The organism is Devosia sp. J20-27 (assembly GCF_055808595.1).
This window is the reverse complement of sequence record NZ_CM147875.1, coordinates 719,420-742,780: the sequence shown is the minus strand read 5'-3', so window position 1 is coordinate 742,780 and position 23,361 is coordinate 719,420. Positions and strand designations below refer to the sequence as shown.

The 23,361-nt window shown below is 64.8% G+C and carries 26 protein-coding genes and 1 pseudogene; 11 read left to right on the top strand and 16 right to left on the bottom strand.

Annotation, left to right across the window (positions count from 1 at the left end; genetic code table 11):
- Positions 1-89: 89 nt before the first annotated feature.
- Positions 90-506, bottom strand: coding sequence for a DUF1810 domain-containing protein (locus tag AC0L4C_RS03610; protein WP_473402160.1), 417 nt, complete (start codon positions 504-506; stop codon positions 90-92).
- A gap of 777 nt (positions 507-1,283) precedes the next feature.
- On the opposite strand from AC0L4C_RS03610, the gene AC0L4C_RS03605 reads away from it, so the two are divergent.
- Together AC0L4C_RS03605 and AC0L4C_RS03600 are read left to right on the top strand one after the other, a co-directional pair.
- On the top strand, positions 1,284-1,577 hold the full coding sequence (locus tag AC0L4C_RS03605; protein ID WP_473403442.1) for a GIY-YIG nuclease family protein: 294 nt from the start codon (positions 1,284-1,286) through the stop codon (positions 1,575-1,577).
- A 685-nt stretch (positions 1,578-2,262) separates the two neighbouring features.
- Positions 2,263-2,799 carry a hypothetical protein gene (locus AC0L4C_RS03600; protein ID WP_473402159.1) on the top strand — a complete coding sequence of 179 codons (537 nt, stop codon included), beginning with the start codon at positions 2,263-2,265 and terminating at the stop codon, positions 2,797-2,799.
- A gap of 571 nt (positions 2,800-3,370) precedes the next feature.
- Here the strand turns inward: AC0L4C_RS03600 and polA are convergent.
- Entirely contained in the window at positions 3,371-6,286 is a 2,916-nt protein-coding gene (polA, locus tag AC0L4C_RS03595) for a DNA polymerase I (RefSeq protein ID WP_473402158.1), read from the bottom strand.
- A gap of 129 nt (positions 6,287-6,415) precedes the next feature.
- Here polA and AC0L4C_RS03590 point away from each other — a divergent pair, with 129 nt between their 5' ends.
- On the top strand, positions 6,416-6,727 hold the full coding sequence (locus AC0L4C_RS03590) for an ArsR/SmtB family transcription factor (protein ID WP_473402157.1): 312 nt from the start codon (positions 6,416-6,418) through the stop codon (positions 6,725-6,727).
- Positions 6,728-6,739: 12 nt separating this feature from the next.
- Positions 6,740-7,207, top strand: a complete 468-nt coding sequence (locus AC0L4C_RS03585) for an SRPBCC domain-containing protein (RefSeq protein ID WP_473402156.1) — start codon at positions 6,740-6,742, stop codon at positions 7,205-7,207.
- Here the strand turns inward: AC0L4C_RS03585 and AC0L4C_RS03580 are convergent.
- From AC0L4C_RS03580 to AC0L4C_RS03530, 11 genes and pseudogenes are all read right to left on the bottom strand, one after another.
- Positions 7,204-7,362 carry a hypothetical protein gene (locus tag AC0L4C_RS03580; RefSeq protein ID WP_473402155.1) on the bottom strand — a complete coding sequence of 53 codons (159 nt, stop codon included), beginning with the start codon at positions 7,360-7,362 and terminating at the stop codon, positions 7,204-7,206. The two genes, AC0L4C_RS03585 and AC0L4C_RS03580, sit on opposite strands and share 4 nt — an antisense overlap.
- A 51-nt stretch (positions 7,363-7,413) precedes the next feature.
- On the bottom strand, positions 7,414-8,718 hold the full coding sequence (locus tag AC0L4C_RS03575) for a PQQ-dependent sugar dehydrogenase (RefSeq protein ID WP_473402154.1): 1,305 nt from the start codon (positions 8,716-8,718) through the stop codon (positions 7,414-7,416).
- Between the two features lie 65 nt (positions 8,719-8,783).
- On the bottom strand, positions 8,784-9,500 hold the full coding sequence (locus tag AC0L4C_RS03570; RefSeq protein WP_473402153.1) for an ATP-binding cassette domain-containing protein: 717 nt from the start codon (positions 9,498-9,500) through the stop codon (positions 8,784-8,786).
- A complete protein-coding gene (locus tag AC0L4C_RS03565) occupies positions 9,479-10,162 on the bottom strand; it encodes an ABC transporter permease (protein WP_473402152.1) in 684 nt (227 codons plus the stop codon). Before AC0L4C_RS03565 ends, AC0L4C_RS03570 begins: the two co-directional genes overlap by 22 nt.
- Positions 10,163-10,245: 83 nt before the next feature.
- Positions 10,246-11,220, bottom strand: a complete 975-nt coding sequence (locus AC0L4C_RS03560) for an ABC transporter substrate-binding protein (protein ID WP_473402151.1) — start codon at positions 11,218-11,220, stop codon at positions 10,246-10,248.
- Between the two features lie 92 nt (positions 11,221-11,312).
- Positions 11,313-11,837, bottom strand: coding sequence for a transglutaminase-like cysteine peptidase (locus AC0L4C_RS03555; protein ID WP_473402150.1), 525 nt, complete (start codon positions 11,835-11,837; stop codon positions 11,313-11,315).
- Between the two features lie 303 nt (positions 11,838-12,140).
- Positions 12,141-12,572, bottom strand: coding sequence for an alternative ribosome rescue aminoacyl-tRNA hydrolase ArfB (arfB, locus tag AC0L4C_RS03550; protein ID WP_473402149.1), 432 nt, complete (start codon positions 12,570-12,572; stop codon positions 12,141-12,143).
- A gap of 38 nt (positions 12,573-12,610) precedes the next feature.
- The gene (locus AC0L4C_RS03545) at positions 12,611-13,516 is read right to left on the bottom strand and encodes a S1C family serine protease (protein WP_473402148.1); all 906 of its coding nucleotides are present in this window, start codon (positions 13,514-13,516) and stop codon (positions 12,611-12,613) included.
- A gap of 118 nt (positions 13,517-13,634) precedes the next feature.
- Positions 13,635-14,348 carry an aquaporin Z gene (aqpZ, locus tag AC0L4C_RS03540; RefSeq protein ID WP_473402147.1) on the bottom strand — a complete coding sequence of 238 codons (714 nt, stop codon included), beginning with the start codon at positions 14,346-14,348 and terminating at the stop codon, positions 13,635-13,637.
- A 99-nt stretch (positions 14,349-14,447) separates the two neighbouring features.
- A pseudogene (locus AC0L4C_RS03535) lies at positions 14,448-14,789 on the bottom strand (transglycosylase SLT domain-containing protein); the annotation flags it as partial.
- A gap of 314 nt (positions 14,790-15,103) precedes the next feature.
- A complete protein-coding gene (locus tag AC0L4C_RS03530; RefSeq protein WP_473402146.1) occupies positions 15,104-16,213 on the bottom strand; it encodes a Gfo/Idh/MocA family protein in 1,110 nt (369 codons plus the stop codon).
- A gap of 154 nt (positions 16,214-16,367) precedes the next feature.
- On the opposite strand from AC0L4C_RS03530, the gene AC0L4C_RS03525 reads away from it, so the two are divergent.
- On the top strand, positions 16,368-17,039 hold the full coding sequence (locus tag AC0L4C_RS03525; protein WP_473402145.1) for an RluA family pseudouridine synthase: 672 nt from the start codon (positions 16,368-16,370) through the stop codon (positions 17,037-17,039).
- A 99-nt stretch (positions 17,040-17,138) separates the two neighbouring features.
- Entirely contained in the window at positions 17,139-17,444 is a 306-nt protein-coding gene (locus AC0L4C_RS03520) for a hypothetical protein (protein ID WP_473402144.1), read from the top strand.
- Here the strand turns inward: AC0L4C_RS03520 and AC0L4C_RS03515 are convergent.
- On the bottom strand, positions 17,414-17,920 hold the full coding sequence (locus tag AC0L4C_RS03515) for a TetR/AcrR family transcriptional regulator (RefSeq protein WP_473402143.1): 507 nt from the start codon (positions 17,918-17,920) through the stop codon (positions 17,414-17,416). The genes AC0L4C_RS03520 and AC0L4C_RS03515 overlap by 31 nt on opposite strands.
- Before the next feature lie 25 nt (positions 17,921-17,945).
- The gene (locus AC0L4C_RS03510) at positions 17,946-18,926 is read right to left on the bottom strand and encodes a helix-turn-helix transcriptional regulator (RefSeq protein ID WP_473402142.1); all 981 of its coding nucleotides are present in this window, start codon (positions 18,924-18,926) and stop codon (positions 17,946-17,948) included.
- Positions 18,927-19,012: 86 nt separating this feature from the next.
- Here AC0L4C_RS03510 and AC0L4C_RS03505 point away from each other — a divergent pair, with 86 nt between their 5' ends.
- The 5 genes from AC0L4C_RS03505 (at position 19,013) to AC0L4C_RS03485 (ending at position 22,489) form a co-directional block, all read left to right on the top strand.
- A complete protein-coding gene (locus AC0L4C_RS03505; protein ID WP_473402141.1) occupies positions 19,013-19,510 on the top strand; it encodes a DUF1579 domain-containing protein in 498 nt (165 codons plus the stop codon).
- A gap of 141 nt (positions 19,511-19,651) precedes the next feature.
- On the top strand, positions 19,652-20,470 hold the full coding sequence (locus AC0L4C_RS03500; protein WP_473402140.1) for an arylamine N-acetyltransferase family protein: 819 nt from the start codon (positions 19,652-19,654) through the stop codon (positions 20,468-20,470).
- On the top strand, positions 20,470-21,087 hold the full coding sequence (locus AC0L4C_RS03495) for a YdeI/OmpD-associated family protein (RefSeq protein WP_473402139.1): 618 nt from the start codon (positions 20,470-20,472) through the stop codon (positions 21,085-21,087). Before AC0L4C_RS03500 ends, AC0L4C_RS03495 begins: the two co-directional genes overlap by 1 nt.
- Positions 21,084-21,602, top strand: coding sequence for a DUF1697 domain-containing protein (locus AC0L4C_RS03490; RefSeq protein ID WP_473402138.1), 519 nt, complete (start codon positions 21,084-21,086; stop codon positions 21,600-21,602). Before AC0L4C_RS03495 ends, AC0L4C_RS03490 begins: the two co-directional genes overlap by 4 nt.
- Positions 21,599-22,489: a ribokinase gene (locus AC0L4C_RS03485; RefSeq protein WP_473402137.1), complete on the top strand. Its 891-nt coding sequence runs from the start codon at positions 21,599-21,601 to the stop codon at positions 22,487-22,489. The genes AC0L4C_RS03490 and AC0L4C_RS03485 overlap by 4 nt, the downstream gene beginning before the upstream one ends.
- Here the strand turns inward: AC0L4C_RS03485 and AC0L4C_RS03480 are convergent.
- Entirely contained in the window at positions 22,479-23,318 is an 840-nt protein-coding gene (locus tag AC0L4C_RS03480) for a glycosyltransferase family 2 protein (protein WP_473402136.1), read from the bottom strand. The genes AC0L4C_RS03485 and AC0L4C_RS03480 overlap by 11 nt on opposite strands.
- Positions 23,319-23,361 lie beyond the last annotated feature (43 nt).

Below are 23,361 nucleotides of genomic sequence, written 5' to 3'. Positions count from 1 at the left end.
GAGGGGTACGACAGGCTACCCGCCCGGCGCAACTGCCAGCCGAATTGGCTCGCGCGGTTTTGAACGGCATGACGGGCCGGTGACGCGGTTTAGCTCGCTAGCAGCTCCAGCGTCCTCGGATCGCGCACGCCGTCATAAAAGCGGTCAAGTGCATCGGCAAAGGGCTGCGGATCGGAAGCCTTGGCCGCAGCCTCGAACAGCGTCAGGCTGGAGCGGAATTTCAGATCGTCCGGGGAATGGAAGATCTCGTGCGCCGTGCGATTCTCGACCCCCAGCACGGTGGCGACGCAGTCGCGCAGCCGCGCACCGAGCACCGGATCGGCCAGATAACGTTCGGCCCCGGCGAGATCGGCAATCCCGAACCGCCGCGCCGTCTCCGACCGCCCCAGCGCCCGCAACTGCGGAAAGATGAACCACATCCAGTGCGTCCGCTTATCCCCCTGCCGCAGTTCGGCGAGCACAGTGGCGTAGATCGGGTCCTGGGCGGTGCGGAAATGGGTGAGCATGTGCGGTCTCCTTGGGGGAGTATAACGCGGATATGGTTTTGGGGTGCGGTGGCGCGAGGCAATTGCCGGTGAAGAATGAAGGCCCCCTCTCTGCTGCGAGTAGTTCGCTGCGCTCACACTCTCGCGTCTCCCCCTCGAAGGGGGGAGAATTGCAGGAGCCGAGGCGTCTCGGTTGTCTGGATTGAGGCGCCTTGGACGTGCAGTGGTGCAGTCGCTCGCCTCTCCGGAGGGATGGTGCGGCAACGGCGGGGTGGGGGAAGGGGTTCCGCGCTGCGAGTGCAACACCACGAGGTCCGGACGGGCGAGCCCCAATCTCTCAGGCACCCTCCCCCTTGCGGGGAGGGATGGGTCAGTGATGTTGGGGTGGTGTCAGATGTCTCGGACGCCGGAACCGGGCTCCCGCACCCCCCTCCGAGCTGCGCTAGGCGCGGCGCGCCAAGCCAAGCTGCGCTTGCCTCCCCCGCAAGGGGGGCGGTGACCCGACTGAGGGTTTGGCGAGCGGCAGATCAAAGGTGGACGCCCGCCAAGACGGTCGCGCTGATGGAGCAGGGCTGGGAAGGCCTGGCGCTGCTGGCACGGCCAAAGACCAGTTCTTCCCAGGGCTACTGGGAGCGGCTCTGCCACACCCTCGTCCTTCGACAGGCTCAGGATGAGGGTTACTGATGGGGCGGTGCGGGATCGGGGAAGTCCCTGTTCTCATGACACCCTCAGAGGACCTCATGGTGAGCTTGTCGAACCACGAGGTCCGGGCGCACCATCCCCTCCATGAGCGACGAGTTGCACCTCTGGGTCTACATCCTGCGCTGTGCCGACGGCTCGTATTACGTCGGCAGCACCAAGCAGGAGCCCGAGGCGCGGGTTTGGCAGCACAACGAGGGCGTCGTGCCCGGTTATACCCACGGGCGCCGGCCGGTGGTGCTGGTTTATGCCGAATACTTCGAACGGCTGACCGAGGGGTTTGCGCGCGAGCGGCAGATCAAGGGTTGGACGCGCGCCAAGAAGGAAGCGCTGATGGCGCAGGATTGGGAAGGGCTGGCGCTGCTGGCGCGGTCGAACACCAAAACGTCCTAGGACCTCATGTGAGCCTGTCGAACCACGCGGTCCGGGCGCACTGCTGTTGCGCGGGGGGGGGGGGGCACGCCTCGTGGTTCGACGGGGCTCAGCATGAGGCTGCTTTTGACATCGGGCGACGTGAAAACTGTCTCAGCGGGGACGTTGTGGTGGGCGGGTGGCGCCAGATGCCCAAATCGCTCCGACGCGGCAGAGGCTCACAATAATCGATTATAAGGGCATCGGCTACCGGACTGGACGTAAGTCGCCGCGTCCAAGCACCATAGCCCCACTCTCATGACTGACGATACAACGGCATGTGGGTAGGCTGTAAACGAGCTAACAGCTGAGTCGTATAACTCTCCAGACGTTCTGGCTAAAAACTCGAAGAATCAGGCTTCCTGTTGAGATCTTTGTGCGAGAATGTAAGCGGGCTCGCCGCGAATCAAGCATTCATTAACCATTGAGAATCGGTCGGCTGATCCATCAAATATGAATCTACAGGTAGAAATGCAGGGGCGGGCAGAATACAAATGGCAAGTAACCCATTGATATATATATATAGTTTTACGTCCAATTTGTTGTACGTCCATTTTGCTTAGCAGGGCCATCTGTACGACAGCATGCACGGCATCTCGCTGCTCCGCCTATCTCTTGACTGCTTCCGGGGTTTGTGGCAGCATTCCGATGAATTGGAGCGCCGCAAATGAACGAATACTCGGTCGATGCACTCTCTGGATTTCTTGACTATGGGGCGAGCAAGGGCTTGCTCAACAAATCGACCGCAAGTGCGAAGAAGATTGCTGTCGAGCGCGTTTTCGAAATCGCTAACAGCGCCGAGCGGGAAGATGTGCGAACTATCGATGTAGGCGACATGATGTCCCGTTTCATCAACGTGGCGGGGTCTGGCTTCCGCCCAGAGAGTTTGGCCAGCTATCAGAGCCGGGTGAAGTCGGCGATTGAGGACTTCATTGCCTGGAAGCAGAACCCCATGGGATTTCGTCCCAGCAAGCGAGGTACTGTTAAGAAGGCGAAGGGAACGGTAGCCGCCACCAAGCCAACGGCGATCCCGTCTGTGGATATTGTGGCGGACATTGTGTCGCCGATACCCAAGACCCTATCGCTACCCATACCCATCCGCTCTGACCTTATGGTCCAGATTGACGGCATCCCGTTCAACTTGACCAAGGCCGAAGCGACCAAGATTGCCAATGTTGTGTTGGCGATGGTGACGGAGGGGTAGTCATGAGGAGGGTCTAGAGCCTCTTTGTTTGCCGACCGAGCAATGAGGCGACAACGAGACAGGAAGGGTCGCCACCCAATCCCCTGCAAAAGGCAGGTAGCGACCCTGAATCGGATTTGGCTCCGAGACGGGACGATTTGCATCGCCCCTCTCACGCTAGCGCACGCCCAATGGCGTGTCCAATCAAAGCTAACGAGAGAACAACGACATGCACGACCGTAAAGTGTCCCCAGATATGGTTCCGACAATCAAGCTGGCCCGTAGTCTGAAGTATAACTATGCGCGCATTGCTTCATACTTTCAGATCAATCAGGGCCGTATCGCTGACGTTATGAAGGGGCGCATGTACCCCGACATTCCGGCAGCGACACGCTTGCCAGCCGACTTTCCGTCAGCATAAGCAAGAAAGGGCGGCCACCGGCCGTCCTTTCTCAGGCATTATCCCTAAATTCGCCACCATGGTGCCGCGGATGACAGTGGCCGAGCATGGCGTGCTCCGGGGAGGGAAGGACACTGCTTCCCTTCTCCTCTTGTGGGAGAAGGGAGAGACACGAGAGTGCGGGGCAAGTGCCTAATGCGCCCCGTCCCAGTCATGCGCTGCGGCCGCGTCCACCTTGATCGGCACGGTCAGATGCACCGCCGGTTCGGCCGCGTTCTCCATCGTTGCGACGATCACCGGCATGGCCGTTTCCACCGTGCCTTCGGGCACTTCGAAGATCAGTTCGTCATGCACCTGCAGCAGCATGTCGGCGGCGATGCCGGCAGACTTCAAAGCCGGCTCCATGCGGATCATGGCGCGGCGGATGATGTCGGCGGCAGAGCCCTGAATCGGGGCGTTGATCGAGGCGCGTTCGACGAAGCTGCGCTCGGCGGCGTGTGAGCTGTTGGCGTTGGGGAAGTTGATCTTGCGGCCGAACAGCGTCGTCACATAGCCGTCGGCCTTCACCCGGCGGCGCTGCTCTTCCATGTAATCCTTGATGCCGGGAAAGCGTTCAAAGTAGGTCTTGATGTAGTCGCCCGCCTCGCTGCGCGGAATGGAGAGCTGGTTGGCGAGGCCGAAGGCGGAAATGCCGTAGATGATGCCGAAGTTGATGGCCTTGGCGCGTCGCCGCACGTCGGACGGCATGCCCTCGATCGGCACCTTGAACATTTCGCTCGCCGTCATGGCGTGAATGTCGAGGCCTTCCTCGAAGGCGTCCTTGAGCGTCTGGATGTCAGCGATGTGGGCGAGGACGCGCAGCTCGATCTGGCTGTAATCGGCCGAGATCAGCGTCTTGCCGGGCGCCGCCACGAAGGCGGTGCGGATCTTGCGGCCGTCCTCGGTGCGCACCGGGATGTTCTGCAGGTTCGGATCGTTGGAACTCAGCCGGCCCGTCAGCACCGAATGCTGCGAATAGGTGGTGTGGACCCGTTTGGTGCGCGCGTTGATGTAGCTGGGCAGGGCATCGGTATAGGTACCCATCAGCTTGGTCAGCTGTCGCCAGTCGACAATGGTGCGGGCCAGCGGAATGCCCTGCAGCGCCAGCTCCTCGAGCACATCGGCGCCGGTCGACCAGGCGCCGGTCTTGGTCTTGGTACCGCCGGGCAGTCCCATGCGGTCAAAGAGGATTTCGCCGAGCTGCTTGGGCGAGGCCAGGTTGAAGTTGGAACCGGCCAGCTCATAGGCCTGCGCCTCGAGCGCTGCGGCGCGCTGCGCAAAATCGCCCGAGAGACGCGACAGGATCTGCCTGTCGACGGTGATGCCGCGGCCCTCCATGCGGGCCAGCACCGGCGCCAGCGGGCGCTCGATGGTCTCGTAGAGCACCGTCATCTTTTCGGCGGCGAGCCGGGGCTTCAGCACGTGCCACAGCCGGAAGGTGAGGTCGGCATCCTCGGCGGCATATTTCGCCGCGTCGGCGATCGGCACCTGGGCAAAGGTCTTCTGCGTCTTGCCGCTGCCGATCAGGTCCTTGATGGCAAGGCCGGCATGACCCAGCCAGTGCTCGGACAGCTGGCCCATGGTGTTGAACTGCGGCCCGTCGAGCGCATAGCTCATCAGCAGGTTGTCATCGACCGCATTCACCTCGATGCCATAGCGCGCCAGGATGCCGAGATCATATTTGACGTTATGGAAGATCTTGAGGATCGACCGGTCGGCAAACAGCGGCTTGAGCATGTCGATGGCCTGGCGCATGTCCATCTGGCCTTCGGCCTTGCCGCCGCCGAAGATGTCGCCCTCGCCTTCGGTGTGGCCGAGCGGCAGATAGGCGCCATTGCCCGGCGCGGTCGAGAAGGAAATGCCGACCAGATCAGCCGTCTGGTTGTCGAGGCCCGTGGTTTCGGTGTCGGTGGCGACAATGCCGGTGAGGTAAATGGCGTCGATCCAGCGCTGCAAATGCGCGGCATCGCTGATGATCTCGTAGGCGCCGTGATCGACCGGGATGGCCTTCATCTTCTCGTGCATTTTGGCGGCATGGGCGACCGCCGGGGCATCGGCGCGGCCTTCCGCCTCGAGGCGCCCGGCCCGGGCTTCGGCACGCGCGGCGTTGTCGAAGCCGACCGGCGATGCCGGTTCCACCGCCAGCTCCGGATCGGGCGCCCAGGCGTCCGGATCGGCGCCGAGCAGCCCGGCGAGCCGCTTGGTGATGGTGGCGAATTCCATCGCCTTCAAAAACGGGAAGAGCTTTCCCGGCTCCATCGGCTGCCGGGCCAGCGCGCCGAGGTCGAGTTCGACCGGCACGTCCTGCGCCAGCGTCACCAGCCGCTTGGAGATGCGGGCCAGCTCGGCATTGTCGCGCAGCTTTTCGCGGCGGGCGTTCTGCTTGATGTCGTCGACATGGGCGAGCATGTTTTCGATGTCGCCATAGGTATTGATCAGCTCGGCCGCCGTCTTGACGCCGATGCCCGGCACGCCCGGCACGTTGTCGACGCTGTCGCCGCACAACGCCTGCACGTCGATCACCTTGTCCGGCGTCACGCCGAACTTGGTGAACACCTCGTCGGCGCCGATCCAGCGCAGCGGCGGCTGGCCGGGGCGCGGGATGGTGTCGAGCAGCCGGATCGAGCCATCCGGCTCGACCAGCTGCATCAGATCCTTGTCCGAGGAGACGATGGTCACCTTGCCGCCGGCGTCGCGCGCCATGCAGGCATAGGTGGCGATGATGTCGTCGGCCTCCCAGCCCTCCATCTCGATCGAGGGGATGTTGTAGGCGCGGGTGGCGGCGCGGGTGAGCGGAAACTGCGGCACCAGCTCGGGCGGCGCCGGCGGCCGCTGCGCCTTGTAATCGGGATAGAAATCGTCGCGGAAGGTCTTGCCCTTGTGGTCGAAGATCACCGCCATATGCGTCGGCTCGTCCTCGCCCTTGAGGTCCTCCATCAGCTTCCACAGCATGTTGCAGAAGCCCTGCACGCAGCCCACGGGCAGGCCATCGGACTTTCGATTGAGCGGGGGCAGGGCATGGAAGGCACGGAAGATATATCCCGAGCCATCGACGAGGAGCAGATGCATCAAACGATTCCGGTTTTGTTCGGCGCGGACCTTAGCCTAAGCGCGCGCCCTGACAAAGACCGGGACGGTACCGAATGCAGCGTCCCCATGCGGGTTGACAGGTGTGTAAGTCATAACTTACAGTAAGCCATGACTTACGATACTGCGCTCGATGCCCTGGCCGATCACACCCGACGTCGGGTGTTTGAAAGCCTGCGTGCGCGTCCGATGACAGTGGGCGAACTGGCTGCGCTGCAGCCCGTCAGCCGGCCGGCCGTGTCCCAGCATCTCAAGGTGCTCGAGACCGCCGGCCTGGTCGAGGCGGAGGCGCAGGGCAACCGCCGCATCTATTCGATCCGCCGCGAGGGTCTGCGCGACCTCCGCGCCTATCTCGACAGCTACTGGTCCGACGTGCTCGGGGCGTTTGCGGCCGAGGTCAGCCTTCGAAAAACCAGGAACTGAGGGAGAACTGCCATGTTGCCACCGGTCGTTGTGAGCATCGAGGTCGACTGCGACAAGCCCACCGCCTTCAGCATCTTTGCCGAGCAGATGCCGACATGGTGGCCGCTGACCAAGCGGGCCATGTCGCTCTATTCAGGCAGCAAGCCGAAGGCGCTCGAGGTGCAGGCCGAGGCTGGCGGCACCATCGTTGAAGTCGGCGAGGATGGCGTTCGGCACCATTGGGGCACGTTCCGGCGCTTCGAACCGTCGGACCTGCTCAGCCTGGATTTTCACATGGGCCTGCCGCCGGAACAGTCCGGTCAGGTCGAGGTGGTGTTCACCGAGCTCGATCGCGGCCGCACGTCGGTCCGGCTCACCCACAGCAACTGGGAAGGCTATGGCGAGATGGCCGACACAATGCGCAGTGGCTATGGCGGAAGCTGGGGGCTGATCTTTGCCGATGCCTATGGCAGCGCCTGTTACGCTGCCGGCAAGAGCTAAAGCGACAGGGCGTAGGCCCCGAACATGGTGCCGAGTGCCATGAAGTAGAGGGCGGAGAGAGTGAGAGCGCGGGCCAATTCGGCCTCCTTCTTGGAGGGCTCGGGCGTCGCGCCTTCGCCGGTGAGGAATGGATGCAGCGCAGCGGCTGCTTCCATCCCCAATAACGGCGAAACCGTGTTTCGGTTGCGTCTGACGGGTGGCCGCGATCAGGCCCCCGTCACCCGCCAGATCACATCGCCGACGTCGTCAGCCATCAGCAGCGACTTGCCGTCGCCGCCCACGGTGACGCCCACCGGGCGGCCATAGGAGAACTTCTCGTCCGGCCCGAGGAAGCCGGTGAGGATCTCGCGCGGCGGCGCGCCGGTCGGCTTGCCGTTCTCGAAGGCCACGAACACCAGCTTGTAGCCCGAGAGCTTGGAGCGGTTCCATGAGCCATGCTGGCCGATGACCATGCCTTCGCCGAAACCGGGTAGAGTGCCGGCCGGCATCCAGCAGAGGCCGAGCGAGGCGGTATGGCCGCCCAGCGCATAGTCGGGAACCAGCGACTTTGCCGCCATTTCCGCATCCTGGGCCACGCGATCATCGGCAATGCCCCAATAGGCATAGGGCCAGCCGTAGAATCCGCCATCCTGCACCGAGGTCAGGTAGTCGGGCGGCACTTCGTCGCCCAGCCCGTCGCGCTCGTTGACCACGGTCCAGAGACTGCCGCTGACCGGCTCCCAGGCCATGCCCACGGGATTGCGCAGCCCGCCGCCATAGATGCGGCTCTGCTTGGTGGCGAGATCGAGTTCATAGATACAGGCACGACCCGCTTCGGCTTCCGTGCCATTTTCGTCGATATTGCCCTTCGAGCCGACCGCCACGTAGAGCTTGCTGCCGTCCTTGCTGAGCAGCACATTGCGCGTCCAGTGGCCGTCGGTCTTGGTGCTCATCAGCTTCGGGCTCGGCGCCGCAGTGATCTTGGTCTGCCCCGCCTCATAGGGGAATGACACGACGCCATCGGTGTTGCCGACATAGAGCGTGTCACCCTTGAGCGCCATGCCGTAGGGCTGGTTGAGCCCGGTGAGGAATGGCTCGACGATCTCGGCAACGCCGTCGCCATCGGCATCGCGCAGCAGCATGATGCGGTTGGGGCTCGGGCCCACTGCGCCGGCACGGCGCATGGTGGAGGTGATGGCGTAGTCGAAGGCCGACTTGACGGCGCCGGCCTTGGTCAGCGATTCCGAAGCCAGCACGTCGCCATTGGGCAGCACATAGACCTGGCGCGGATGCTGCAGGTTGCGGGCAAACGCGTTGACCTTGAGGCCCGCTGCCGCAACCGGCGTTTCATTGTTCTGCCAGCCGCGGGCGGTCGGCATCTTCAGCGTCGGGATGTTCTGCGGTACCGCCTTGGGGATGGACGGCGCCGCGCCATAGACCGGCTGCTGCTGCGGACCGTCCCAGCGCCGCAGCAGGATCATGCCGGCGCCGATCCAGGCCACAATGCGCGCAAAAATGCTCGAAAAACTCATCTACCAATCCCCGTACCTGATATTCGGCGCGAACCTAGCGCAAGGCGTCCGCCGAGGGAACGGGGTCAATCGGCCTCGGCCATTAGACCTGCGTAGCGTCCGAGATCGACCTGGGTGCGCTCGGCCGGCGGCACATCAAACCTGATATCGGCACCCAGAATTGCCGGACGGCCTTGCAGCGTAACGGCGCGATCGGCCAGCCGCACCGCATCGTCGATCACATGCGTGACGAGCACGGCGGTTGCGCCGCTCTCGGCGATGAGGCTGCCGACCAGCCGCTGCATGTCGCGGAGGAGGTCGCGGTCGAGGGAGACGAAGGGTTCGTCGAGCAGCAGCAGGCCGGAACTGGCGGCCAGCGCCCGGGCGAGGGCGACGCGGCGCTGCATGCCGCCCGAGAGCTGATGCGGATAAGCCTCCGATACGCTTGAAAGTCCAACGCGATCAAGAAGGTGCAGCGCCGTTGCGCGGCTGACGCCGGGGCTGAGTTCGGTGATGTTCTGCACCGCCGTCAGCCAGGGCAGCAGGCGCGCGTCCTGGAAGACGAAGCCCGGCGGCGGGGCTTTTGCCGCAGAATCGTCACCGACATGAATGCTGCCTGAATAGGTTTTATCGATGCCGGCAAGCATGCGCAGCAGGCTCGACTTGCCGATGCCGGACGGTCCGACGATGGCCAGCGTCGTTCCCGGCTCAACCACGAGCTTGAAGCCCGCGAACAGCGGTTGCGGCGCACCCGGATAGCGCTTGTGGGCGATGTCGATCGTCAGGCGCGGGCCGGTCGCCATCTGTCCATCCGCTGGTCGAGGGGGCGCAACACGAGGCTGTCGAAGGCGATGACCACGAGCACGAAGCTGGTGGTCATGGCGAGAATGCCGGTGATGTCGAAGAACTGGAACATGAGGCTGATTCGAAAGCCGACGCCGCCATCGCTGCCCAGCACCTCGAAGACGAGGACGATCTTCCAGATCAGCGCCAGTCCCGTGCGCGCTGCAGCGACGAGAAAGGGCAGCAATTGCGGCAGGAAGATCAATCGCAGCCGGCGCAGCGCTGGCAGCCGGTGGGCCAGCGCCAGTTCGTCATAGCCCGGCGAGAAGCTGCGCACGCCCTCGCGAATAGTGGCGACCACCAGCGGCACCTTGTTGAGGATGACCGCCAGGCCCAGGGCGAACTCGGTGAGCCCGAGCCAGATGTAGAGCGCGATGGCGAGGACGATGGCCGGCAGGTTGAGTCCCACCACGACCCACGGCGCGGTGAGCCGGTCGAGGAGGCGATTGCGCCCGACGCCGATGCCGATCGCCGTGCCGATCAGCATGGCAAAAGCAAAGCCGATGCCGACGCGCAGCAGCGTCTTGCCCAGATCGGGCAGCAGCCGGCCCGATGCGGTGAGAGTCCAGATCTCGCCGACGACAGAGACGGGTGACGGGAACAGCCGGCTGGGAAATACCATTGCCAGCACCTGCCAGAGCGCCAGCACAAGGAGGACGCTCAGCAGTTCGAGCGGCAGGCGCCGGATGAGGGCGGCGCGCGGCGCTATTTTGTATAGCCCTGCCAGAAGGTGCCGGGCGACAGATCGGCAACGCCGCCCACCGCATCGAGCCCGCCATGGCTGGCAATGACGGCGAAATACTGCGCCGCCGTCGCCACATCCTCCGGTCCGTAGCTGGTGATGATGCCGGCGCGGTAGCTGTCGCGCAACCGTATGAAGAGGGCGTCGTCCTCGCCGACATTCATGGCGTCGCGGATCCTGTCCCACAGCTCGTCATCGGTCAACAGCCGCGCCTTGGTCTCGAACGAGGCATCGAGAAAGGCGGTGATGGCGCCCGACGCATCGGCCTCGTCGAGGAAGGCCCAGCCGAGCAAGGGCGGCGTCCGGGTGACGCCGAGTTCTGCCAGCAGCGCCGGAATGCTGACCAGTTCGGTCATGCCGGCGACCTGCGCGCGGGCGTTCCAGCTCCAGATATTGAGCCCGGCCTGCGCCTGCCCGCCGATGAGCAACTCGTTGACCAGCGGCGGTGCGCCGAAACGCAGGTTGGCATCGTCGGCAAGCACCCGGCCGGTCTGCCGGTTGTAGGCGGCAGCGAGCACCACAAAGCTCTTGTCCACCGGACTGCCCGAGACGGCGATGGTCTTGCCCTCGAGATCGGCAAGGCCGGCTATGCCGGCGGCCGGATCAACCATCAGGCCGCCCACGCTCAGCGAATGCGGCACCATGGTCACGGCACTGCCGGCGTGCCGCTGCAGCGACACCCAGACGAAGTCGGAAAGGATGACGTCCGCCTCATCGGCCTGCAGCGCGATCTGTCCGGCGCGGCTGTCGGCGACATCGCGGATCTCGAGGTTGAGATCGTGCTGCCGGTCGAGGCCCAGCGCCTGCATGGCGACCAGTTCCCATTTGGCGGTGCCGGTGCCCTGCAGCGCCAGGCGCAGGTCATGGGCTTGCGCCGGCAGGGTGGCGGCGAGAGTGGCAAGGACTACGAGGGCGCGGACGAGGAGTGAAGTCGGCATCGGTCTTTCAGGGTCGGAGGCGCAAAGACGCGCGGCGCACCATGTGCGCAAATACCCGTCTGCCGCAAGGTGCCAGGCGGCACCGGAGGAGGCTAGTTGCTGGCGACCCAGAGCACGCGGTCATCCTCGACATCGACCCATTCGTCCATATTGGCCGGGGTCTGCATCTTGATGAAGCGGTAATAGGTTTCTCCCCAGTCGAGGATGTCGCCGACCAGATTGTCGAGCACCAGGTCGCCGACATCGGTCACTGCGACCAGCACCGCATGGGCATTGCCGTCCGATTGCCGGACCAGCGTCATCAGCAGCGCCGTTGCCGGCCAGCCGCGCTCGATCAGTGCCCGGCGCTTGGCGAGGGCGTAGTCTTCGCAATCGCCATAGCCGTCGGGATAGGTCCAGAATTCCCGCTTCTGGTAGTAGACCTGGTCGGTAACGGGCGCGACCTGCGTGTTGAACTGCCGGTTGATGTCGTCGAGATCCTGCAGCAGCGATTCGGTGAGCACCACCGGTCCGGCCGCTGTTTCAGCCGGCCGGCAATCGTCCGGATAATCGCCACAGAACTGACGCGCGCCGATCGGCGTCTTCGTCATGCCCTTGATGATCAACGGCGCATGCATCCCAGTTCTATTGATGTCTGCTGCGCCAGCGTGCGCTGCCCCCAGACATAGGCCGGCAAGTAGAGTTGCCAACCCCAACAAGCACTTGTTCATCTCACCCCTGGTCACACTCCCGGAGGTTGCCCTCCGGCCGAACCGACCCCCGTCGACCCGTGTGATTTGAGGAGCGTACAACAAATGTTAGTGGCGGCAAGACCCCCGCGCCACCCGCCGTCTTTTTTGTGTCATGGTGTGACGCTCACGACATAAAGCGGCAAATCCGGTTAACCTGTTGTTAACCTTTGTGAACTGGCGGGGACAAGGTCAGTCCAATGTCGGTTTGCCGCTGCGCAGTTTCTTGACGCCGCCGCGTTTGCTCTTTTCGTCCATGCGCCGACGCTTCGACGCCAGCGTCGGCCGTGTGGCCCGGCGCGGCTTGGGGGGCACGGCGGCCTGCGCCAGCAGGGCAACCAGCCGCGCGATGGCATCGTCGCGGTTCAGCGCCTGGGTGCGGAAGCGGTCGGCGGTCAGGACGATCTCGCCTTCGGTCGTCAGCCGGTTGCCGGCAAGCTTGCGCGCCCGCGCCTTCACCGGTCCGGGAAGCGAGGGCGAGCCGGCGAGATCGAAGCGCAGTTGCGCCGCCGAGGACACCTTGTTGACGTTCTGCCCGCCCGGGCCGGAGGCGCGGATATAGCTCAGCACCAGCTCGGACGGGTCGAGGCTGAGCCCGTTCGCAATGTCCACACGCTCGCTCATGCCGGCAAACTAGCGACAAGTGCAACCGTCTGCGACCCCTATTGCAGCAGCGGCTTTCTGAGGAAGGAGTTGCGGTCGGCCGACTTGATGCGCAGCCAGCTGTCCCGTCCGTCACGCACGATGCGCATCGGCAGTTCGGCACCCGCCTCGCCGCTGCTCCATACCTTGCGGTAGAAGTCGGCGAGGCCCTCGACCTCGCTGTCACGGACGTCGGAGATGATGTCGCCGCGGCGCAGCCCCGCCCGTTCGGCCGGGCTGCCATCGGCAACGCTCATTACCACCACGTCGCCATTGCTCTCGGCCGAGAACACGCCCAGCCACGGCCGCGGCGGGCGGTCGGCCTGACCGCGGGTTAGCAGATCTTCGAGGATGGGCGGCAAGAGGTCGATCGGCACCACCATGTTGATATCGGCCACTTCGTTGTCCTGCATCATCTGCAGGCGCAGCGAGCCGATGCCGAGCAGATCGCCATCGGCGCCGATGAGTGCCGCGCCGCCCCAGGAGGGATGCGCCGGCGCGGTAAAGATCGCCTCGTCGAGGAGATACTCCCAGTAGCCGGCAAATTCCTGCTTGGCGACGATGGTGGCGCGGATCGAATGTCCGATGCCATCGGCAAAGACCACATCATCGCCCAGCCGGGCTTTCGCCGAAGAGCCGAAATCGAGGGCCGGCAGGTCGAGGTCGCCCAGCGCCTGGACGATGCCGAAGCCGGTTTCCTGGTCATAGGCGAGCGGATGGGCGGCCAGCACCCGGCCGTCATGGGTGGTCAGCCACACCTCTTCGGCCTCGGTGATGAGATAGCCGATGGTCAGGACCAGCCCGTCATCGCTGATCACCACGCCGCTGCCTTCGCGCAGCGTGCCCAGGCCGCTGGCGGTAAATGCATCTTCCGGAACGATGGCACGGACGGCCACCACGGACCTGAGATTGGAGTCTATGTCCATTGATCTGCCTTGCTGGGCGCGCCGGCGAGGGCGCGCGAAAAATAGCTCTGGTCTCAAAACTAGGCATGAGACGCCAGTGCTGCAAGACCGTGACGGCGGCGATGGGTGAGGATCGTGCCTAAACCCTGCCGATGCGATCGGGTGCCTCGCCGGGGGCGAGGATGTAGCGCCAGAGCACGGCGCCGAGGGCGGCACCCAGCAGCGGTGCCAGCCAGAACAGCCAGAGCTGGCTGATGGCGCCGTTCTGCGCAAAGATCGCCGCAGCGGTGGAGCGGGCCGGATTGACCGACGTGTTGGTCACCGGGATCGAGATCAGATGGATGAGCGTCAGCGACAGGCCGATCGCCAGTGGCGCAAAACCGGGTGGCGCCGACTTGCTGGTTGAGCCGAGGATGACGAGGAGGAAGAACCCGGTCAGCACGATCTCGATCAGCAGCGCCGACACCATGCTGTAGCCGCCCGGCGACAGCGCATCATAGCCGTTCGAGGCAAAGCCGCCGGGCAGGTAGCCGGCGGTGCCGGAGGCTATGACGTAGAGAATGCCGGCCCCCAAAACGCCGCCCAGCAACTGGGCGATCCAGTAGGGAACGAGGTCGCGCACATCGGTGCGTCCGGCGAGGACCAGCCCCAGCGTCACCGCCGGATTAAAATGGCCGCCCGAGATGCCGCCCACGGCATAGGCCATGGTCAGGACGGTCAGCCCGAAGGCCAGAGCCACGCCAACAAAGCCGATCCCGACTTCAGGAAATCCCGCCGCCAGAATGGCGCTGCCACAGCCGCCGAAGACGAGCCAGAAGGTTCCGAAGAATTCGGCCGAAAGCTTGCGAAACATTTTCAGTTGTCCCCCGCCTGACATTGCATTCCTACACCTTGATGCTTGGCGCAAGAGGGAGAGATACAAGGCTGTGCAAATTCAGGTGGAGACCTGCAGCTAGCGGAAGCCGACTTCCTCGAGCAGGCCCTGACGCTTGGCGTCGTAATAGTAGCCGCGGGAGTAGTTGCGGACCGCCTGGTCCTGATTGCGGCCGCCGACCACATAGGCACCGGCCAGATATTTCACGGCGTATTTGAGGTTGGTTTCGGCATCGAGCAGGCCATCGGGCGAGCCGCGATAGCCCATCGACCGGGCCGTATCGTGCCGGATCTGCATCAGCCCGAGATGCGGGCCGTTGCGCGCTGCCGGATTGTAGCCGCTCTCGCGCTGGATGACCCGCCGCACCAGCGATTCCGGCACGTTGTTCCGCGCCGCATACTTGCTGATCAGGCCATCGAGACTGCCGGACTGCGGCGCCGGCTGCACATAGGCCATCGGTTCGAATGGCGCGGCTTCGGGCGGCGCCGTTTCCGGCGCAGCGGCTACCTGCACCGGCGCTGACCTGGCCTTGAGCATCGCAAAATTCGGCATGCCGGCGACCGAGCAGGCAGACAAGGCCGCCGCGGCCAGCAGGCCGGCGGCAATCCTGACGATAGCAATGGGACGGCGGAAGTTCATGCGCCCCTCATACCAGAAGACAAAGAGCGCGGAAACTCCGCGTTAAGGGATGCAATGCCGCAGCGGGGAAGGCACGCGCCTCCCCCGCCTGTGGCTCAGGCGAGCTTGCCGTTCGCCAGCGTATCGGTGATCGGCGCCGGACGGTCGACACGCGTCTGGATCTCGACTGTGCGGTTCTCCCGGCTGGACACGTCGAAGGCTTCCATGACTTCGAGCGCATGCAGCGCCAGATCGCCGGACGCCCGGTGCGGACGGTCGTTGACGATCCCGTAGGCCATGTCGGCAACGCCCAGCGAACGGTAGTTGCCATCGGCATAGGGCAGGGTGACCGGCACGTCTTCGTAGTCGGCGCGCGGTTTGGCGACCTTGACCGGACCGGCAAAGGCATTGGGATCGGGCACCAGCATCGCCGCTTCGGTGCCGAACAGCTCGTAGGGCAGGTGGCTGTGCTTGGGCACGTCAAAGCTGAACGTCACCTGGATCAGGGCGCCCGACGCAAAGATCAAGGTGCCGGTGACATGGGTGGCGACCTTGACCGGCATCATCTGGCCCTTCTTGGGCTCGGAGCGAATGGGGCGCTCGAGGGCCGGCGTCAGGCTCAGGGCATGCACCTTTTCCACTGGGCCGAGCAGGTTGACCAGTGCCGTGACATAATAGGGACCCATGTCGAGCACCGGGCCGCCGCCAATGTCATAGTAGAAGGCCGGATCGGGATGCCAGTACTCGTGGCCCGGACAGGCAAAGAACGCCGTGCCGCCAATGATCTGACCCAGCGTGCCGCTGTCGACGACGGCGCGAGCCTGCTGGTGACCGCCACCGAGGAAGGTGTCGGGCGCCGAGCCGACGCGTACGCCCCTGGCTCGGGCCGCCTCGAGCAGCGTCTTGCCTTCGGCGAAGGTGATCCCCAGCGGCTTCTCGCCATAGACATGCTTGCCGGCCTCGACCGCCCGCAGGCCGATCTCGACATGGGCGCGCGGGATGGTGAGGTTGACGATGATCTCGACGCTCGGATCGGCGAACAGGGCATCGACCGACTTGGCCGCCGGCACGCCAAATTCGGCGGCGCGCGCTTCGGCGAGGTCCTGCTTCATGTCCGCGACCCCGCGGATGTCCAGAACCTCGAACCCTTTCATCGCCTTCAGGTAGGCAGACGAGATGTTTCCCGTGCCGATAATGCCAACGCCCACACGCCTTGCAGCGCTCATGGTCTTCTCCTCGATGGTGCTGAGCGGCGGCGCCCGGCCGGGCGCGCCTGAATCTCCCGACCGCCATATTGCAGAAGGAGGGCGTGGCCGCCAAGGGGGCTGAGGTACGTAACGCATCGGTTTGTGATGTCGCCGCCGCCTGCTATAGGGCCCCATGCTTTCGCCTGTGCCCACATCCTATGTCTATGAGCCGCCCACCGATCCCTGGCTGACGGTGCTGCACCATGATGATCGCATGCTGGTGCTCGACAAGCCGAGCGGGCTGCTCACCGTGCCGGGCAAGGACCCCTCGCTCAAGGATTGCCTCGAGGCCCGGGTGCGCGAAAAGTGGCCGGCCGCGACGATGGTGCACCGGCTCGACAAGGACACCTCCGGCATCCTGCTCATGGCGCTCGACAAGAAGGCGCTCGGCGACCTCGGCCAGCAGTTCGAGAAGCGCCGCACGCGCAAGACCTATGTGGCCCGTGTCTGGGGGGCGCTGGCGGGCGATGCCGGAACGGTCGACATGCCGCTGGCGACCGACTGGGAAAACAAGCCGCGCCAGCGCGTCGACTGGGAAAACGGCCGCGCCAGCCAGACCGAATGGACCGTGCTCGAGCGTGAGACCGCGGCGACACGCGTGCAGCTGAAGCCGCTGACCGGCCGCACGCATCAACTGCGCGTGCATATGCTGGCGCTGGGCCACCCTATCCTGGGCGACCAGTTCTATGCGACCGGAGCGGCCCTGGAAGCGGCGCCCCGGCTGCAATTGCACGCCCAGGAACTGACGTTCTTTCATCCCGATGACGGTCGCGAAATGACCTTCATCAGCCCCGCCCCGTTCTGAGGGCGGGCGGCTTGGCCGCGAAATCACCCCATTCTCGCCCCGCTACGGACCCGCGCCGCCCCTAGGCTTGACCTCCGCGACCAGAACGGAGGCGATGACATGGGTAGAAACGACCGGGTCCCTAGCGCCGGGCTCAATGCACCGGAAACGATGGCGGAAGCCGCATTCGACGAGGAAGGCGTTGTCGGCGTGGATCGCGATCCCACCGACGAGAGCCTGGAAGCCGGCATTGCCGCTGTGTTCGAAGCCATCCGCAATGGTGGCGATGGCGAGAGCAGCGCCGACGAGGCAGACGTGCCGTCCGACGATGATGGCGCCACCTTCGCACTTCTGAGCGAGCTCAACCGCCTGTGGGAACGCGCCCCGGCCGGACCTCAGGCCTCTTCGGGCGGCCGTCCGGCATAGACCAGCTTCAGCGCCAGCCGCAGCCGCGCCGCCACATGGGCGCGGTCGCCCTGCACCGCGGCGCCCTGCAGCACTGTCATCAGTAGATCGGCGATCTCGCCGGCGCGTTGCCGCGATGGCTCGTCCAGCCGCACGACGATGGCGTGACGCAGGCATTCGGCGCAGCCGGCGTCCGCGGTCAGTAGTGAGACTTCGAGACCCGCCAGTACCGCCTCGAGAAACCCCAGAACCTGGTGTGCACCCTTGTTGGTGACCGGATGGGCGGCGATGAGCTGCTGCAGCGCATCCAGCCCGCGCCGGGCCACGCGCTGCGCCAGGCCCGCCTTGTTGTCGAAGCGCTGAATCAGGGCGGCGCGACTGAGCCCCACTTCCCTCGCCACATCGCTCAGCGTGAAGCGCTCGGTGCCGTCGCGCAGCATGACGCGTCGAGTGGCGTCGATGACGTCGTCGTCTGATGCAAGTTTGGGGCGTGGCATGGCCCGTCCATAACCGACGCGCGAGTTATGTTCCAGCCCCGTCGGCGTAGAGGGCAGCAAGTTTCCTCGCGTCCTCGGCAATGCGACTGCGCAGCTCCGCTGGTTCGAGCACCACCAGCTCCGGGCCGATCCGGCGCATCTCGCGCGTCGCCCAGCCGATTTCCTCGATGGGAATGACCAGCTCGGTCCAGCCAGCCGCATCGAACGTGGCCGGTGTTGCTTCGACCGCATCCTTGACCGTCTGGCTGATCTCCCTGAGCCGCCGCAGGCCCGTTTCGGTGGCCCGCACGCGGGCCGTCGCGATGTAGATGTCCTTTTCGAATTGCGCCGTTGATTCAGCCCAATAGGCTGAAAGATCGAAATTTTTCGGCCGTTGGAAATGGTCGTCGAGGACCAGCATGGCAACGATGCCGGAGAGCCGGAAGGTACGGATCTTGCCCGGTTCCGTCTGCGCCACGACGTACCAGATACCGCCCTTGAGCACGAGGCCGAGCGGCTCGATCTCGCGGTCCGACACCCGGGTCCAGCTCTGGTAGCGGATCGACAGCCGGGTTTCCGACCACACCGCCTCGGCCACCGCCTTCAGATGCTGGTGGATGTAGCCGGGCTGGAACCAGCCGCCGGGGTCGAGATGGAAACGCGAACTCAGCCGCCTCGCCTCCGCCTGCCAGTCCGGCGGCAGGGCGGCGAGCAGCTTGAGCTCGGCCTGCTGCATGCTGTCGCCGAGGCCCAGTTCGCGCGCCGGTCCGGGCAAGCCGGCCAGAAACATTGCCTGCGCTTCCGGCGGGGTGAGCCCGGTCAGCCGCGTCCGCCAGCCATCCAGCAGGGCAAAGCCGCCATTGCGGCCGACATCGCCATAGACCGGCACGCCGGCGGCGCTGAGCTGGTCGATGTCGCGATAGATCGTGCGGACGGAAACCTCGAGCTCGGCCGAGAGCTGCTCGGCGCTCATCCGGCCGCGCGTCTGCAGCAGCATCATGATGGTCAGCAGGCGGCTGGCGCGCACGATATTCTAGTCCCGTAGTAAACGCTGACATTCGATGTCAGCGTTCTAGTCCTAGAGTGTGCGCCTGGCAATCGAGGGACGCGGACGTGATCGAACAGCAGCACATCGGGATAACCGGCCTTCCGGCCGGCGACATTCATGATTTCAACTTCCTCTTCGGCAACTGGAGCGTCCGCAACCGTCGACTCAGGCGGCGGGGCATCGGCTCGGATGATTGGGAGGAATTTCTGGGCATCTCGCGCTGCGAGCCCAAGCTCGGTCACGCCGCCAATATCGACGAGATCTGCTTTCCGGCGCTCGACTGGTCGGGCCTGACCGTGCGGCTGTTCGACCGCGCCACGCGGCGCTGGTCGATCTATTGGATCAATTCGCAGGGCGCGACCTTGTTTCCGCCGGTACAGGGCGGCTTCGCCGGAGATCGCGGCGAATTTTTCGGCAGCGACGAGGACGATGGCAGGCCGGTCGAGGTGAGATTCGTCTGGGAAAAGCGCGGCCCGGTGCGGGCGCGCTGGAGCCAGGCCTTTTCAGAGGATGGCGAGGACTGGGAGACCAACTGGATCATGGATTTCACGCGCATGGCGTGACGGGGTCCACCGCCGGATCGCACCGTCCCCCGGAATCACTGCCCAACGGCGCAGGTGACAAACAGGGCGCAGTTGATCATTATGCCGGTCCAATTCTCTGCGGGGAGCGGCGGAACAAATGAAACCTGACCATCGGTTCGCATGAGCGACGTCAATATCGATGCCTATTTCGAGCGCATCAGTTTTTCGGGGTCAATTGCTCCGACGCTTGAAACCTTGCAGCAGCTCCATGCCCTGCATCCGGCAGCCATTCCGTTCGAAAACCTCGATCCGTTGCTGGACGTGCCGGTACGGCTCGAGCTCAAGAACCTCGAGCAGAAGCTGCTCTACGACAAGCGCGGCGGCTTTCGCCTCGAGCACAACCTGCTGTTCAAGGCTTTGCTCGATTCGCTCGACTACAGCGTCAAGGGGCTCGCGGCGCGCGTCTACTGGAACCACCCCGAGGATGAGGAGCGACCGCTCAGCCACGTCGTTCTGCTGGTCGAGCTGGGCGGCAGCACCTATCTCGCCGATGTCGGCTTCGGCGGGCTGACCCTGACGGCGCCGTTGCGCCTGCGCGCCGAGACCGAGCAGAAGACGCCGCACGGCCTCTACCGGCTGATGGGCGGCGATCCGATCTGGCGGGTTGAGGTCAAGGTGGGCGAAGACTGGAAGCTGCTCTACATTTTCGACGTTGCCGAAAAGACCTTCGAGGACTACCAGGCGATGAACGATCTGGTTTCCGCCGACCGCTACTTCCACGAGAACCTGATCGCCTCCCGGTCGGAAAAGGGTCGCCGGCTGGCCCTCAAGAATACCCGCTTTACCGTCACCCCGGTGGACGGCGACAGCGAGATCCAGACGCTGCAGTCGGTCGCCGAGCTGCGCGAGGTGCTGTCTACCGGCTTCGGTATCAATCTGCCGTCGGCCGAACGGCTCGACCCGGTTCTCGAGATGGTGCTGGCCAAGGACCAGAGCTGATGGCCCCGGTTCGGGTCGATCCCGACAAGGTTCGGGAGTTTGCCGGCTTCCAGGACTTTTACGATTGGCTTGCGCAGCATCACGACAGCGCCGACGAGGTGTGGATCAAGATCCACAAGGCCGGCTCCGGACTGCCCTCGATCACCCCCAAGGAAGCGATCGACGCCGAGCTTTGCTGGGGTTGGGTCGATGGCATCCGCAAGAGCTTTGACGACAAGAGCTTCCTGCAGCGCTACACGCCGCGCCGGAAAGCCAGCGTCTGGAGCCAGATCAACCGCGACAACGTCGTCCGACTGACCCAGGCCGGCCTGATGCAGCCGGCAGGACAGGCCGAGGTCGACCGGGCAAAGGCTGACGGACGCTGGGACGCGGCCTACTCGATTTCCAACAATCAGGTGCCCGAGGATCTGCTCGCGGCCATCGAGGCCCAGCCTGAGGCCGCGGAGTTCTACCGCACCCTCAGTTCGCAGAACCGCTTCGCGCTGAGCTTCCGGACCAGTAGCCTGAAAACCGCGGCCGCCCGGACCAGGAAGATTGCCGCGTTCGTCGAGATGCTCAAGCGGGGCGAGACCATCTACCCGCAGGGCCGGAGAGATAAGGGCGGGCAAACGGAATGACCGGCTGGGTGGCCTTTCTGCGTGCCGTCAATGTCGGCAAGCGCAAGATGAAGATGGCCGAGCTCAGGAGCCTGTGCGAGGACTTGGGTTTCGAAAACGTCAGGACGGTCCTTGCCAGCGGCAACGTGCGGTTCGACGCCGCCGGCAATCCCAAGCAGGTGCTGGAAGCGGCAATCGAGACGCATTGGGGCTGGACCAGCGAAGCGATCATCCGCTCGGACGCGGAAATCAGCGCCATGCTGGCATCAGACCCCTTCGCCGCCTACCCCGAGAACGGGCCCTTTCATCGCTACGTCCTGCTGTTCGACCGGCCGCTGCCAGCGGGCGCCAGCTTCACCGGCATCGAAGGTGACTACGACGTGGTGCGGGTCGACGCTCGCGAGATCTACCTCGTCGGCTATCGCCAGCCCGATGGACGGCACGGACCGGGGCTGGACAAGTTCGACCGACAGATCGACAAGGGCACGGTTGCCACGATGCGCAACTGGAACACGATCCCCAAGGTGTGTGCATGATTACAGTTCTCGGATCGGCCAATCTCGATCTCATCGGCACCGTCAGCCGCATCCCGCAGCCGGGCGAAACCGTGCCGGGGGACACCTTTTCGACCGCCGCCGGCGGCAAGGGTGCCAACCAGGCCCTCGCCGCCCGCCGCGCTGGTGCCGCGGTGCGGATGTTTGCCGCCGTGGGCAGTGACGCCTTTGCCGGCGAGGCCACCGCCGAACTCAACAAAGGCGGCGTCGACATGACCGCCGTGCGGCAGGTCCCCGACACGGCCACTGGCGTGGCCATGATCTTTGTCGACAGGAAGGGCGAAAATGTCATCGCCATCCTGCCCGGCGCCAATGGCACATTGGGCATCGACGAGGCCAATGCGGCAATGGCCGGGCTGGGCCACGGCGATGTGGTGCTGCTGCAGCAGGAAATCCCGCAGGCCGCGACTGAACGGGCCCTGGACCTTGCCCGCACGCAGGGCGTGACCACGATCCTCAACACCGCGCCATTTCTCGAAAGCACGCCGGCGCTGGCCGCCAAGGCCTCGATCGTGATCGCCAACGAGACCGAATTCGCCTTGCTCGCCGGCGATGCCGGGCCGCTGGAAACGCTGATGTCGGCCTGGGCCAGGGCGCATGAGCAGACCATCATTGTCACGCTCGGCCCCGACGGGGCGCGGGCCGCCACGCCCGACGCGCTGATCTCCGTACCAGCCATGCCTGTGGTACCTGTCGACACCGTGGGGGCGGGAGATACCTTTTGCGGCTATCTCGGCGCCGGACTGGATGCCGGCCTCGATCTCGAGGCGGCCATGAAGCGGGCCGCCGTCGCGGCCAGCCTTGCCTGTCTGAAGCCCGGGGCGCAGCCGGCCATCCCGACGGCCGACGAGGTCGACGTCAGGCTCTGAGCCGCGGCTCCAGATGGTCCTCGAACAGGCCGTCGGGCTGGCGTGCGAGATAGGCGTCGAACTCGGCCTCCGCCTTCAGCGAAATCTCGAGGAAGTGTGACAGGCCTTCGGCGGCCCGCGGGTCAGCCATCGGGTAAGAGCCGGCCGCCAGCCGCCCGAGCAGTGTGGTCTTGGCAGCGATCATCCGTTCGGTGGCTCCGGGGCCGTTGCTCATCGAACTGCTGACCTTGACGTAGTCATGCAGCGGCGTGCCCAGATGAAACGTACCGCCCGCGGTGCGCCAGAGCTGCATCAGCAGGTCGAGATCGGTCATGTTGGCCAAGGCGGTATCGTAGCGCCCGTCGCACACCCGGCGGTCCCAGACGATCATCGAGTCCATGGAAAAGCTGGTGAACTTGTAGTCCCCGGCCGCCAGCACCCGATCGGCGCCCTCGCCGACATAGCGGCGATGCCGGTAGGTGTCGTCCATGACGTCGAGCGCCACCGAGACGATGGGCTGCTGCTCGAGAGCTGTGAGCGCCAGTTCGAGCTTGCGCGGCTTCATCCGGTCGTCGGCGTCCAGAATGGCCGCATAGGGCGCCGCGATCTCGTCGAACAGCTGGTTCCGGGCGCGTGTCGAACCGCCGCCCAGCTTGCCGGTCGAGCGGAAGCGCTGCCGGCTGTCGGCCAGCCCCTGATCGGCCAGAAGCGCTTCGTAATCGACCAGATCATCGGCGATGATCCAGTGCTCCCAGTCGGGATTGGTCTGCGCCAGCACGCTCCGCACCGCCTCCGCGATGAGCGTCTCGGCCTTGAAGGCGGGGGTCACGATGGCGATTGTCTGGCTCATGCGGCAGTCCTCATGTCCCCGAAAAGGTCTTGAAGCCCGGGGG

Excerpts from the sequence above, each read along its gene's own strand:
- AC0L4C_RS03530 (WP_473402146.1), bottom strand. The coding sequence starts at position 16,213 with ATGAGCGCTGCAAGGCGTGTGGGCGTTGGCATTATCGGCACGGGAAAC.
- AC0L4C_RS03485 (WP_473402137.1), top strand. The coding sequence starts at position 21,599 with ATGATTACAGTTCTCGGATCGGCCAATCTCGATCTCATCGGCACCGTC.
- AC0L4C_RS03590 (WP_473402157.1), top strand. The coding sequence starts at position 6,416 with ATGACTTACGATACTGCGCTCGATGCCCTGGCCGATCACACCCGACGT.
- AC0L4C_RS03610 (WP_473402160.1), bottom strand. The coding sequence starts at position 506 with ATGCTCACCCATTTCCGCACCGCCCAGGACCCGATCTACGCCACTGTG.
- AC0L4C_RS03545 (WP_473402148.1), bottom strand. The coding sequence starts at position 13,516 with ATGGACATAGACTCCAATCTCAGGTCCGTGGTGGCCGTCCGTGCCATC.
- arfB (WP_473402149.1), bottom strand. The coding sequence starts at position 12,572 with ATGAGCGAGCGTGTGGACATTGCGAACGGGCTCAGCCTCGACCCGTCC.
- AC0L4C_RS03520 (WP_473402144.1), top strand. The coding sequence starts at position 17,139 with ATGGGTAGAAACGACCGGGTCCCTAGCGCCGGGCTCAATGCACCGGAA.
- AC0L4C_RS03575 (WP_473402154.1), bottom strand. The coding sequence starts at position 8,718 with ATGAGTTTTTCGAGCATTTTTGCGCGCATTGTGGCCTGGATCGGCGCC.
- AC0L4C_RS03585 (WP_473402156.1), top strand. The coding sequence starts at position 6,740 with ATGTTGCCACCGGTCGTTGTGAGCATCGAGGTCGACTGCGACAAGCCC.
- aqpZ (WP_473402147.1), bottom strand. The coding sequence starts at position 14,348 with ATGTTTCGCAAGCTTTCGGCCGAATTCTTCGGAACCTTCTGGCTCGTC.
- AC0L4C_RS03500 (WP_473402140.1), top strand. The coding sequence starts at position 19,652 with ATGAGCGACGTCAATATCGATGCCTATTTCGAGCGCATCAGTTTTTCG.
- polA (WP_473402158.1), bottom strand. The coding sequence starts at position 6,286 with ATGCATCTGCTCCTCGTCGATGGCTCGGGATATATCTTCCGTGCCTTC.
- AC0L4C_RS03565 (WP_473402152.1), bottom strand. The coding sequence starts at position 10,162 with ATGGTATTTCCCAGCCGGCTGTTCCCGTCACCCGTCTCTGTCGTCGGC.
- AC0L4C_RS03525 (WP_473402145.1), top strand. The coding sequence starts at position 16,368 with ATGCTTTCGCCTGTGCCCACATCCTATGTCTATGAGCCGCCCACCGAT.
- AC0L4C_RS03515 (WP_473402143.1), bottom strand. The coding sequence starts at position 17,920 with ATGCCACGCCCCAAACTTGCATCAGACGACGACGTCATCGACGCCACT.
- AC0L4C_RS03495 (WP_473402139.1), top strand. The coding sequence starts at position 20,470 with ATGGCCCCGGTTCGGGTCGATCCCGACAAGGTTCGGGAGTTTGCCGGC.
- AC0L4C_RS03480 (WP_473402136.1), bottom strand. The coding sequence starts at position 23,318 with ATGAGCCAGACAATCGCCATCGTGACCCCCGCCTTCAAGGCCGAGACG.
- AC0L4C_RS03600 (WP_473402159.1), top strand. The coding sequence starts at position 2,263 with ATGAACGAATACTCGGTCGATGCACTCTCTGGATTTCTTGACTATGGG.
- AC0L4C_RS03580 (WP_473402155.1), bottom strand. The coding sequence starts at position 7,362 with ATGGAAGCAGCCGCTGCGCTGCATCCATTCCTCACCGGCGAAGGCGCG.
- AC0L4C_RS03560 (WP_473402151.1), bottom strand. The coding sequence starts at position 11,220 with ATGCCGACTTCACTCCTCGTCCGCGCCCTCGTAGTCCTTGCCACTCTC.
- AC0L4C_RS03555 (WP_473402150.1), bottom strand. The coding sequence starts at position 11,837 with ATGCATGCGCCGTTGATCATCAAGGGCATGACGAAGACGCCGATCGGC.
- AC0L4C_RS03490 (WP_473402138.1), top strand. The coding sequence starts at position 21,084 with ATGACCGGCTGGGTGGCCTTTCTGCGTGCCGTCAATGTCGGCAAGCGC.
- AC0L4C_RS03570 (WP_473402153.1), bottom strand. The coding sequence starts at position 9,500 with ATGGCGACCGGCCCGCGCCTGACGATCGACATCGCCCACAAGCGCTAT.